The sequence below is a fragment of the Cupriavidus basilensis OR16 genome (assembly GCF_000243095.1).
In the GTDB taxonomy this organism is placed as follows: Bacteria; Pseudomonadota; Gammaproteobacteria; order Burkholderiales; family Burkholderiaceae; genus Cupriavidus; species Cupriavidus basilensis_D.
On record NZ_AHJE01000222.1, the window covers coordinates 1 to 10,684 of the forward strand.

Annotated in this window: 11 protein-coding genes and 1 pseudogene; 7 read left to right on the top strand and 5 right to left on the bottom strand. The window is 63.2% G+C overall.

Translation table 11 applies throughout. From position 1 onward, the window contains the following. The 3 genes from OR16_RS38225 to OR16_RS38235 all read left to right on the top strand — a co-directional run. On the top strand, nucleotides 1-279 hold a 279-nt coding region (locus tag OR16_RS38225), incomplete at its 5' end, for a response regulator transcription factor (protein WP_006164686.1). 107 nt (nucleotides 280-386) lie between these two features. Next, on the top strand, nucleotides 387-938 hold the full coding sequence (locus tag OR16_RS38230) for a hypothetical protein (protein ID WP_043422905.1): 552 nt from the start codon (nucleotides 387-389) through the stop codon (nucleotides 936-938). A gap of 89 nt (nucleotides 939-1,027) precedes the next feature. After that, the gene (locus OR16_RS38235; protein WP_006164688.1) at nucleotides 1,028-1,414 is read left to right on the top strand and encodes a nuclear transport factor 2 family protein; all 387 of its coding nucleotides are present in this window, start codon (nucleotides 1,028-1,030) and stop codon (nucleotides 1,412-1,414) included. A 50-nt stretch (nucleotides 1,415-1,464) separates the two neighbouring features. On the opposite strand, the gene OR16_RS38240 is transcribed toward OR16_RS38235, so the two are convergent. After that, a complete protein-coding gene (locus OR16_RS38240) occupies nucleotides 1,465-2,415 on the bottom strand; it encodes an NAD(P)H-dependent flavin oxidoreductase (protein WP_006164689.1) in 951 nt (316 codons plus the stop codon). A 267-nt stretch (nucleotides 2,416-2,682) separates the two neighbouring features. On the opposite strand from OR16_RS38240, the gene OR16_RS38245 reads away from it, so the two are divergent. Next, on the top strand, nucleotides 2,683-3,762 hold the full coding sequence (locus OR16_RS38245; RefSeq protein ID WP_006164690.1) for an HAD family hydrolase: 1,080 nt from the start codon (nucleotides 2,683-2,685) through the stop codon (nucleotides 3,760-3,762). 168 nt (nucleotides 3,763-3,930) lie between these two features. On the opposite strand, the gene OR16_RS38250 is transcribed toward OR16_RS38245, so the two are convergent. Next, entirely contained in the window at nucleotides 3,931-5,016 is a 1,086-nt protein-coding gene (locus OR16_RS38250; RefSeq protein WP_043422906.1) for a ferritin-like domain-containing protein, read from the bottom strand. Nucleotides 5,017-5,191: 175 nt separating this feature from the next. Between OR16_RS38250 and OR16_RS38255 the strand changes: the two genes are divergently transcribed. Both OR16_RS38255 and OR16_RS47000 read left to right on the top strand, forming a co-directional pair. Then, nucleotides 5,192-6,211, top strand: coding sequence for a ferredoxin--NADP reductase (locus tag OR16_RS38255; protein ID WP_006164692.1), 1,020 nt, complete (start codon nucleotides 5,192-5,194; stop codon nucleotides 6,209-6,211). Then, a pseudogene (locus OR16_RS47000) lies at nucleotides 6,208-6,378 on the top strand (hypothetical protein); the annotation flags it as partial. The gene OR16_RS38255 and the pseudogene OR16_RS47000, both read left to right, overlap by 4 nt. A 320-nt stretch (nucleotides 6,379-6,698) precedes the next feature. On the opposite strand, the gene OR16_RS38260 reads toward OR16_RS47000, so the two are convergent. The 3 genes from OR16_RS38260 to OR16_RS38270 form a co-directional block, all read right to left on the bottom strand. Continuing rightward, entirely contained in the window at nucleotides 6,699-7,319 is a 621-nt protein-coding gene (locus OR16_RS38260) for a TetR/AcrR family transcriptional regulator (RefSeq protein WP_006164694.1), read from the bottom strand. Nucleotides 7,320-7,542: 223 nt separating this feature from the next. Beyond that, nucleotides 7,543-8,397 (bottom strand): DUF2950 family protein, encoded by an 855-nt coding sequence (locus OR16_RS38265; protein ID WP_006164695.1) that lies wholly within the window; start codon nucleotides 8,395-8,397, stop codon nucleotides 7,543-7,545. Nucleotides 8,398-8,399: 2 nt separating this feature from the next. Beyond that, nucleotides 8,400-9,737, bottom strand: a complete 1,338-nt coding sequence (locus OR16_RS38270) for a DUF3300 domain-containing protein (protein WP_043422908.1) — start codon at nucleotides 9,735-9,737, stop codon at nucleotides 8,400-8,402. A gap of 397 nt (nucleotides 9,738-10,134) precedes the next feature. On the opposite strand from OR16_RS38270, the gene OR16_RS38275 reads away from it, so the two are divergent. Then, on the top strand, nucleotides 10,135-10,684 hold a 550-nt coding region (locus tag OR16_RS38275; protein ID WP_006164697.1), incomplete at its 3' end, for an autotransporter outer membrane beta-barrel domain-containing protein.

A 10,684-nucleotide genomic window follows, 5' to 3' on the forward strand; every position in this document is an offset into this window, starting at 1 on the left:
CACGCTGCCTATGACAAGGCGTATTCAATGAGCTCTGAAGCATCGAGCAGTCCTGCTCGATTAAACGATAGGGAGAAGGATGTCCTGGCGTACGCAGCCCTGGGCCTGTCGAGCAAGGAGATTGGACAAGAGCTTGGGATCTCGGCACGTACCGTGGACTACTATGTGGACCTCGCGCGCGATAAGTTAGGCGCCCACAATCGAACTGAGGCAATCGTTCGAGGAATCCTCACGCGCCAGATTTGCGGGCTCAACCTGCCAGGTGAGCGAAAAAGATAACGTATCGCCATGCTTGCGAACACAGGGCAAGGCAGTCACACGCCCCGCCTCAGGCCGTAGAATCACCCTCCTGTTCGTTCCCGATCCCGAATCTCACCAAATCCATGATGAAGAAGGCCAACCTCCTCTCCGCCCTCCTATTGGCGTCGATCGCCGCCCACGCACAACCGCCCGGCAAGGACGCGGCGCCCCTCGGCCTTGAGCTTGGCAAGACCAAATGCGCGCGGATGACGCCCGGCCCGAATCGCGTCAAGACGGGCATGTCGCCGTGGGCCGGTGGGGATACGGTGGAGATCAAGCGTCTGGATCGCTTCAATCTGCCGGGCCTGACCCATGCGACAGTTAACTGCGACGCCCAGGACACCGTGGCGCTCATAACACTGACGTTCGATCGGTCCGCGCTGGATGAGGTCAGCAAGAAACTCGACGCCCGCTACGAGTCTAGGCGCAAGACCGAACCCAACGCCGAGAACGGCTACGCCGAGTGGGAGGCGGCTAACGGCAGCCTTGAGATGCTCTACGCGCGCGATAGCAAGCAGTTCACCTTGGCGTATTGGGCCAAGGGCGCCAAGGCCAAGTACTTCACTTACAGCGGCACGCCCGACCGGAAGCCGGCCGCGCCAGCAACGCCCTCCCCGACACAGCCCGCACCGCTGTAAGTTGTATACAATGTTGGGGTGCAATCTTACGATTTGCGCTCCGCAGCACAGGGCCACGCCCTCGCGGATTCATTGATTTTGGAGACGATATGACAATCAGCACCTCAGGCCTGACGCAACACGTAGCCGCACTGGAACCGATCGACAACTACCTGAAAGCGCACATTACCGGTGAGGCCGAGTACATGCGCAAGGCGTTTCATCCCGATGCCAGGATCGTTTCGTTCCGCGACGGTGTGTTGCATGCCCTGAGTCTCGATGAGTTCTCCGCTCGCTTCCAGGGCCAGCCCGCGCCCGACGAAGCGCAGCGCAAGCGGTTTATCACGCACTTCGACGTCACGGGCAATGCCGGTACCGCAAAGGTTGTGCTGGAGTATCCGGAGGTGACGTTCACCGACTACATGACGCTGCTGGAAATCGACGGCGTGTGGAAGATCGTCAACAAGACATTCAGCGCAGCGCCGCCGAAAAAATAAACCGTCCCGAGCGCGGGGACCTCGCTACCGGCGTCCCCGCACCGAGCGCATCAGGCTTTCACGGAGCCGTATCGCGCAGCCAGCCCGTCGACGGCCTGGCTGAAATCCCGAATCGTTTCCTCAATGATCTGCCGTACTGTTTTTACGGAATCAATGCGGCCGCAGACCTGGCCGGTCAGCGGAACGGCCGCCTCCATGTCGCCGCCGAAATAGAGTTGCTGCACGCCGGCGAATTCGCTTTTGATGCTCTCTGGTACCTGCTCTTCGATCCGCGACGTCCGTGCCGTGCGCAGGGCCCGCAATGCCGGGCCATTGCCGCCGCGATTGAGAAAAACGGTGTCCGTTTCGCGGGCATCGACAATGGCGTTCTTCCAGTTGTCGTGAACGGGAGACTCGACCGAGGACAACATGCGCGTGCCCATCTGGATCCCCTCGGCACCCATGGCGAACGCCGCCGCCATGGTGGCACCGTCGCAGAAGCCGCCAGCGGCGATGACAGGGACACCGACCTTCGAGCAGACCAGTGGCAGCAACACCATTGAGGCGACGTCACGCTGATTCTTGAAGCCACCGCCCTCGCTGCCTTCCACGATCAGGCCATCCACGCCAGCGGCGACCGCCTTGAGCGCGCCGGCCAGCGTGGGCACCACATGGAAAACCGTCAGGCCGGCGGCCTTCAGTTCGGCACAATAGCGCGTCGGGTCACCGGCGGATGTGGTGACGAAGCGAATTCCCTCATCGACGACGAATTGCACGATGGCTGGGTCGCGCACATAGGTCAGGGCAATATTGACGCCAAACGGCTTGTCGGTCAGTTCGCGCATCTTGCGAATCTCGCCGCGGATGGTGTCCAGTTCCCCGGATGAAGTCTCGATGATGCCCATGCCGCCGGCATTGGAGACCGCCGCAGCAAGCTGGGCCCGGGCGATCCATCCCATGGGGGCCTGGACGATAGGATGCTGGACGCCAAGCATCGTTGTGACGCGATTGTTTATGGTCATGCCTCTTTGTCTCCGCTCGGTAACCCGTGATCGTTGATTGGGCATTTTATTTCGCAACGCCGATTATGTGCAACTGGTTGCATATCCGTGGCACGCTGCCCGTCGGGGCAATCAGCGAGTGCAAGTTCCTTTAGATCGCGCGCTGAAATTGTTCAGATCTGGGGGCAGAGGATCCATGGCACTCTGCGCTGATAGCGCTCACCGTCACAAAATGGTCTGTCGCGCGCCCCGCACAAATTGCCGATTGCTCAGCTTGAGGAGTACCCAATGGAAGAGATCGACCGCCGGCGCCTGCCGCAACGCATCCTGACCCGGATCAGCGCAATGCTGATCGCGCTGACGGTAGCCGCCTGCGCCGGCACCGGGACGCCCGCTGCCGGTCCGGCAGGTGCGCCGCCGGCGGGCGCAACGCGCGCTGCGACCGCCGCGGATCCGCTGCCTTCCTGGCAGGATGGCCCCGTCAAGCAGTCGATCCTGAAGTTCGTGGCTAGCGTGACCCGCGAAGGCGCGCCCACCTATGTGCCGCTATCGGAGCGCATTGCTACGTTCGACAACGACGGCACGCTCTGGAGCGAACAACCGCTCTACTTCCAGTTCCTGTTCCTGCTCGACCAGGTAAAGCAGGCGGCGCCAAAACACCCTGAGTGGAAGAACAGTCCGGCCTTCAAGGCGCTGATGGCGAATAACCATGCGGCGCTGGCCAAGTACCAGAAGGAATTGCTGGGGCTGATCGCCACGGCAAATAGCGGCATGACGGTGGAAGCCTACGACGAGACCATTCGCGCGTGGCTGGCATCGGCGAAGCATCCCAAGCTCCAGCGCCCGTTTACCGAGCTCGTCTATCAGCCGCAGCTTGAGTTGCTGGCCTATCTGCGCGCCAATGGCTTCAAGACCTATATCGTTTCCGGCGGCACCATCGAGTTCATGCGTCCGTGGGTAGAAAAGGTGTATGGCATCCCGCCGGAGCAAGTGATTGGCTCCAGCCAGGTCGTGACATATCAAATGCTGAATGGCCAGCCTGCCCTTGTGCGCCAGCCCAAGCTGGATTTCATCGACGATGGCCCTGGCAAGCCGGTCGGCATCTACCGCGGCATCGGCCGCCGGCCGATCCTGGCTTTTGGTAATTCCGACGGCGATTTGCAGATGCTGCAGTACGTCGCGGCAGGCCCCGGTGCCCGCCTGGCGCTGCTGGTGCATCACGACGATGCCGATCGCGAGTTCGCTTATGACCGCCAATCCAAGGTAGGCAAGCTGGACAAGGCCTGGGACGAGGCGGTTGCCAAGGGGTGGACGGTTGTGAGCATGAAGCGGGACTGGAAGCAGGTGTATCCTCCGGCGCAACAGTGATTTGACAAACGCCACGCCATAGCGGCGTGGCTATTTTCACTGCGTCTGGCGTTCCTGCCATGGACACCCGCTTGTCGACCGAACCGAGGCAACACCAAGCGTAAGCGCAGGCTGGCTCGCCGGCGGAATGCGCGCAGGCCCGGGGCCGAGCCTGCGCCCACAACCGCCTTAGTGCCTGGCGTCCGCCTGCGCTGCCTCGATCGACTCCATCACCACGCGGCGCGCGTCAAATTCCTCCGCGATCTTCTGGTCCTGCGCGAACTGCGCCTCGACGTCGACATCGGCGAACTCGATCGCGCCCATGTCGGCAAACGCGGCCTGCACGCGCGGGCTCCAAAGGCCGATATCCTTGACCGTTGGCACGATGCGGCTGAACAGCCGCTGGCGGAACAGCCGCATGGTCTCGGACTCGCGCACGGCCTTGGCGCACTCTTCTTCGGGCAGGCCGAGGCGACCCCAGACTTCCTTCTGGTCGAAGCGATCGCGCATCAGGTAGCAGGCTTCGATCACGAAATCCTCGCGCTCCTTGCGCTCGGCCTCCATCAGCTGCGGATAGTAGCCGCGCAACGCGGTGCGGCCGAACGCGACATGGCGCGCTTCGTCCTGCATCACGTAGGCGTTGATCGATGCGGCCAGCGGATTCTTGGAAAAATCGCGAATGCGCTGGAAGGCGGCCAGCGCCAGCCCTTCCACCAGCACCTGCATGCCCAGGTAGCAGAAGTCCCAGCGCGAGTCGGTGAGGATGGTCTCGAGCAGCGATTTCAGCCCTGACGTGATGGGATAGATGATGCCGACCTTCTCGTGCAGCAGGCGCGAATACGCTTCCACGTGGCGCGCCTCGTCCATGGTCTGCGTGGCCGCATAGAACTTGGCGTCCATCTCCGGCACCATCTGTACGATGCGCGCGGACACCATCAGCGCGCCTTGCTCGCCGTGCAGGAACTGCGAAAGCGAGTGCGCCTGCTGGTGGCGGCGCACGTCGATGCGGTCCTGCTTGCCCATCTTTTCCCAGAGCGGCGTGCCGTAGATCGGGATCATCCGGTCATCGAGTTCCTGCGGGTTCTCGGGATCAAGCTCCTGCGACCAGTCGATCCGGTCGGTGGCGTTCCATTGCTGCTTCTTGCTGGTCTCGTAGAGTTGCAGCAGCTTGGAGTTCTCGTTGTCGTACTCCCAGTTGAACTCGGTGGACATCTGGCTGCCGATCGACCAGCCTGTCTGGACCACCGGCAGCGTGTAACGATGAATGGATGACATGCATTCTCCTTTGGCGCTCATGGGGTTCGACCGGTCTCCACGTATTTTCCCTGCCTAGCCGATGATGGGACCCGTCTTGAATTTGCTTTGGCTTCCGGCTATAAACAGAATCATAATTCTCTTTCTTGTTATTTCAAGGGTCCGGTACAGGGCCAGCAGAAGCCAGGAGACATTGATGCAGTTCCACAATTTGACTGTCGCGCAGATCACTCGGGAGACCGAAGACGCCCGTTCCTATGCGCTTCTGGTTCCCGATGCGCTGCAGCAATCCTTTGCTTATCGCGCCGGCCAGCATCTCACCTTCCGGGTAAACGTGGATGGGGAAATCCTGCTGCGCAGCTACTCGCTTTCCAGTTCGCCCGAGGCCGGCGGCCTTCCGGTCGTCACCGTCAAGCGCATCCCGGGGGGGCGCGCGTCGGGCTGGTTCCATGCGCATGTTGACGCTGGCACGCAACTGGAGGTGAGCGCGCCGACCGGCCGCTTCGTTTGCAAGGACATGGATGCCCCGCTCTTCTTCTGCGCGGCGGGCAGCGGCATTACACCGGTGCTGTCGATGATCCGCTCGGCCCTGGTATCCACCAGCCGCGCGATGACGCTCTACTACGCCAATCGCGATGGCGGCAACACCATCTTCGCGGCGGAGATTGGCAGGCTGTCGCGCGATTATCCCGATCGGCTGACCATGCATCTGCACTACGACGACGTTCACGGTTTTCCGGAGAGCGGCAAGATCGCCGCCTTGCTCTCGTCCGTGGCGCATTGCCAACTCTATCTGTGCGGTCCCGGGCCATTCATGCAGACCGTGCTGGAGGCGGCGGATGCGGCCGGCATGGCGCCCGGGCGCATCCATCTGGAACGGTTTGACGCTGCCGCACGGGAGCCCGATGTGGCAGCCCCGGCGGTATCGCCCGCAGCAGCTTGCGACGCCACGGTTACCCTCGGTGGTGCCCGGCATGTGGTGCGCGTTGCCAGCGGGCAATCGCTGCTACAGGCCGCGCTGGCCTGCGGCGTGGATGCGCCCTATGCCTGCGAGGAAGGCTACTGTGGCTCGTGCGCCGCCAAGTGCGTCGATGGCGCGGTCGTCCATGCGCGCAACGATGTCTTCAGTGCCGACGAACTCGCTGCTGGCTGGATCCTGACGTGCCAGGCGCGTCCGCGCCAGGAACGGCCGGTCGCTATCACCTTCGACGTATGACATCCGAAATCACTGCACCCAGCGAAGCTGCGGGGACGACCCTGCGCGCGGCGCTCAAGCAGCCCCGCCAGGAAAGAAGCGAAGCCACGTTGAAGGCTTTGCTGGCCGCCGGTAGGACGCTGATCAACGAGGCCGGCAGCCTGGGCGGCTTTTCGCTCTCGGATCTTGTGCGCGCGGCATCCACGTCGGTGGGGGCCTTCTATGCGCGCTTTCCGGACAAGGAGACCTTTTGCGCGCTGGTGCTGGAGGACACGCTGGCCGAGCTGTGGATGCAATGGTGCCGCGCCTTGCCAGCCATGTTGCCGCTGGACGTTTCACCGGTCCGGATGCGAAACCCGTATCGCGGTCCAGCTCGTCATCAGCGCGTTGACCACCATCGTGCTGCATACGCCCAGCGCGCTGGATTTGTACGACCCGCTGCTGGCGCAGCGGCTGACCGAGATGCTGCACCGCTACCTTGCCCTGCCTGCGGCGGGCGACGTCTTGCCTACGCCTCCGGCAGCATCAGGTACCGTTTCATCATCCGGATAAGGTGGGTTTCCAGCTTGCGCTCCTCCAGATGCAGCGGGCCTGGATCGTTGAGCAATAGATTGGCCAGCGTGCCTACCAGGAACTGAATGGCGACGCGCACCTCGAAGTCCGCGGTGGCAGCGCGTGGCGAATCGAGTTGCCTGGCCAGCAACGGCACTAGCAAATCCTGGATGCGGCGGTTGGCTAGCCGCATGGGATTGTCGCCGCTTCCGGTCGCAGAGTAATGCCGCAGGAATCCTCTGAACAGGCCACGATTCTGGCGAAACTGGCCTACATAGACGCGCACGATACGATCCACGATCGCCGTAGCCGGGCCGGCTTGCCAGACCGGATCCCTGGCGACCGATCTTTGCGTGAGTGCATCGGCCTCGTCCAGCGCGGCTTCAAGCATGACCTGTAGGAAAGCCTCCTTGTCCTTGAAACGGGCATAGAAGGCGCCAATCGACGTCTCGGCGGCCTTCACTACCTCATTCAGTGAAATGTCGTCCAGGTCGCCGCGTTGCTCTGCCAGCGCACGGCCGGCCTTGATCATGTTGCCCAGGTTCTGCTCGCTGCGCGACTGGCGTGGGGGCCGCATTGCGGGCGGCGCCGGCGTATCCGCCGCGGGCGCTTTCGCTGCGCGCCGCGCGGGCGCCTTTGGCCGGGCGGGTGCATCGCCCCGGGTTGCGGGCTTTCGGGTAATTGGCATCAGGGTGGAGACAGTCGAAAAAACGGCATGGAGCCGCATTATGCGACATGCGCCACCCGCACCACCTGCACCACCCGCACCATAGCTAAAACCCGCTCTCGCGCCGCACGTCCTATTCCACTTTCCCCCAGCCGGCGCCAGGTGAAAACGTACCCATGGCTTTGGCCCGCGACGCGGTGCTGGGGCCAAGGTCACGCTGATAGACCGTGCCGCTGCTGTCGAGCGCGAACGTTAGCGTGCCGGTCTTGCCATACGCCACGGGCCAGGCCACGAACACATACTTGGCATCGCTGCCCTTGCCCGGCGTGATGATACGGTAATGGTAGCCATGGTATGCCTCCGCGGCGGGCGTCTCGGGGCCCATCACAAGGGCGTCCGGCCCTAGCGGGCTCTTGTCGTCGTCGGAGTCTGCGGGCCAATACAGGCCATCGGTCTTGCCCGCGCGGCTGACCAGCCGCCTGGCGTAGCCGCCACCGCCAACCTCGGCGGCGTACTTCTCCTGTGCGTCACCGAGCTGGCGCAGCATGGCAATGGTATCCAGCTCATTGCGGCCGATGCGGCGCGTGCTCAGTTCCTGCTGGCCGGCATGCAGGTCGAATTTCCAGCCATTGCCGGTCTTGGCGATCGGGATGGGGAAGGTCCAGCCGGTTTCGCCCACTGCGAGCACTGCCCTTTTATCACCGGCTTGCTCGATGGTGTGCTGCTTCGCCCAGGCACCCAGGAAGGCATAGATGTCATCGCGATGCACACCTTCCTCCGGCAGCAAGGAGGGATACTGCGGGCCCAGTACCTGCTTGAGGGCATCGTGATCACTGGTCGCGATCGCGTTGACCAGGGCGTTCGCCGCCGCTTCCGGCGTGGGATACGCCTGCTGCGCGAACAGGGGGCCGGAGATGGCGAAAGCCGCCGCCGCCATCAGGACGCGCAGCCCACGCGCGGTTTGGGCACATACGATCTTGCGCATCATGCTTATCTCCGACCATGGCCACCAAGCCCGCCGCCGCCACCAACGCCGCCGCCACGGTGTGGCGCCTGGGCTCTGGGCTGGCTTTGCTGGCGCGCCGGGGCCGCCTGTTGTCGTTGAGCGCCGGTGTCCCGCCCTGCGGCGCGCTGCGATTGCTGCTTTACCTTGTCGCCGTTGCCGGCGTCGCGCAACGCGCTATCGCGATTGGCGTCGCGCGAGCGGTTGCTTGCGGCGGCCTGATCCGCTCGTTGCCGGTCCGCACCACCGGGCTTGCGTTGCTGGCCTGCCGTACCCCCGACGTTGCGCCCCTGATCGGCGCCGCCGCGCGTGCCAGCTCGGTTTTCTCCGGTACCGCCATGCCCGGGTATGGATTGCCCGGTATGGCTCTGCACCGACTGCGCCGCGCGTTCGCGCGCTGCATCCCGCGAGCTCGGCGCCGGCGCGGCGCGTTGCCCACCCTGTTGACGGTTGGCAAGCCCGGCCTGGCGCTGCTGGTCATAACGGTTGCTCACGTTCGGGTTGTTGTAGGGCACGTTGCCGCGGTGGGCCGGGTTGTGCTGCCAGCTGGTAGTGCTGCGATTGACGTCGAGCCGGTTGTTGACGTTGATGTTGTTATAGCGATTGACGTTGATATTGACGTTGTGGCTGTTCCAGTTGAACCCGCCCCACATCGAATTCACCGCAGCCACGCCAATGCCAAAGCCGATCCCGGCAACCAAGGCCGAGGCAAAGACAGAGCCCGGCGGCGGTGGATAGTAAGCGGGCGGATAGGCGGGATAAGGCCATGCGCCATAGACGATGGTCGGGTTATAGGCCGGGACGTACACCACCTGCGGGTTCGCCGGCTCGATCTGCACGACGGTGGTGCCGCCGGTACTCTGCGTCACCACCTTCTGCTGCTCGGTCGTCTTCAGGCTGCCCGCCTTTTGCGCCTGCAAGCGCAGCCGCTGCACCGAATCCATGACATCGTTGGGCTGATCGAGAAACGCGTTGCCGACGGACTGCACCCACTGCGGCTGCCGTCCCATCATGTCCAGCACCGAGGGAAACGCCGCCAGGGATTGCACACTGGGATCCCAAGGCTCGCTGGCGACGGCCTTGGTGGCCGCGTCGCCGGACAGGCTGGGGTTGGACTTGGACCATGCCGCCGCGGCCGCCACGTCTTCGGGGTAGGTCGATGCCATGAGCACCTGGGACAGCAGGGCATCAGGGTAAAGGGCAATTGGCGCCGTGAGCTGGTCCAGTTGGCCCTGGTCCAGCTTGGACTGCGCAAGCGAAGAGCCGACTGGAACCAGCAGAAGCAGCCCAAGCCACCACGTGGCCAACACGCTTAAGCGACGCATTTTTGCCTCTCCACGAAAAGACGGACATCGGCCCCGGATCCACGCGGCCGTGCAGTGGTTTCTCCGGGCGGCCATCCTGCCAGCACGATAAGCGACGGCCCATAGGCGCGGCAATTCAGTATCTTCGTGGTGCCCATTAAACAAAATGGGAAAACGCACAGAACGAACCTAGACCATCCTGGGGATATTGCCCCGCGTTTCCCGGCGGACCTAGCGGATAAACCACGCGTTGATCAATGCCGATCGAAAGAATTCAACTCGGCACAAAGGAATTTGAATGGACTGGCGGTGGCGCGACGGTCGGTTTCGCGGCTACGCTATGTGCCGGAGCGACCGGGCTCGGGGCTTTTCACGGCAATCGCGGCGAGCCGTGCCGCTGCAACCCGGGCGATTGCGAATGGCCTCGATCCAAGGTGTTGAGATGAAGCGCGACCCGCCTGATTTGCATTTCGCCGTGCAGCGCCGTGTCCGGTTCCCGCTTTGGGGCGCCATCCGGAGGACCCGTGTCCTGGTCGGCACGCTGGCGCTCGCCCCTGCCCTGGCCGCCGCCCAGGCCACGCCCGATTTTCATTTCATCAACGCCAACGTGCAAAAGCGCGCCAACGGCGTGCTCTCGCTCATGTCTTATTCGGTAGTGCCTGACCTGGCTTCCAGTTCGCTGTCGATCAACAACGCCAGCAGCAACAACCCTGGCATCGTGATGTCGCAACTGGGCGGCGGCGCAACCATGAGCAAATCGTTTCCGCTCTACCTGGAAGGCGCGATTGCCTATAGCCGCTACGATCCCGAATTCGTTGCCACCAACGGCACGGAATCCCGGTCCGTGCCGACCAAATGGAACACGGTCTCCGCCACCGGCGGGATTGGCTGGGATTTTCCGCTGACAGAAAACAAGGAACTGGTGTTCCGGCCGATCTTCAACTTCTCCCTTGGCTATGTGGCGAGTG

Bases quoted from the DNA above. Each gene is read 5' to 3' on its own strand.
- OR16_RS38230 (WP_043422905.1), top strand. From the start codon at position 387: ATGAAGAAGGCCAACCTCCTCTCCGCCCTCCTATTGGCGTCGATCGCC.
- OR16_RS38235 (WP_006164688.1), top strand. From the start codon at position 1,028: ATGACAATCAGCACCTCAGGCCTGACGCAACACGTAGCCGCACTGGAA.
- OR16_RS38240 (WP_006164689.1), bottom strand. From the start codon at position 2,415: ATGACCATAAACAATCGCGTCACAACGATGCTTGGCGTCCAGCATCCT.
- OR16_RS38245 (WP_006164690.1), top strand. From the start codon at position 2,683: ATGGAAGAGATCGACCGCCGGCGCCTGCCGCAACGCATCCTGACCCGG.
- OR16_RS38250 (WP_043422906.1), bottom strand. From the start codon at position 5,016: ATGTCATCCATTCATCGTTACACGCTGCCGGTGGTCCAGACAGGCTGG.
- OR16_RS38255 (WP_006164692.1), top strand. From the start codon at position 5,192: ATGCAGTTCCACAATTTGACTGTCGCGCAGATCACTCGGGAGACCGAA.
- OR16_RS38260 (WP_006164694.1), bottom strand. From the start codon at position 7,319: ATGCGGCCCCCACGCCAGTCGCGCAGCGAGCAGAACCTGGGCAACATG.
- OR16_RS38265 (WP_006164695.1), bottom strand. From the start codon at position 8,397: ATGATGCGCAAGATCGTATGTGCCCAAACCGCGCGTGGGCTGCGCGTC.
- OR16_RS38270 (WP_043422908.1), bottom strand. From the start codon at position 9,737: ATGCGTCGCTTAAGCGTGTTGGCCACGTGGTGGCTTGGGCTGCTTCTG.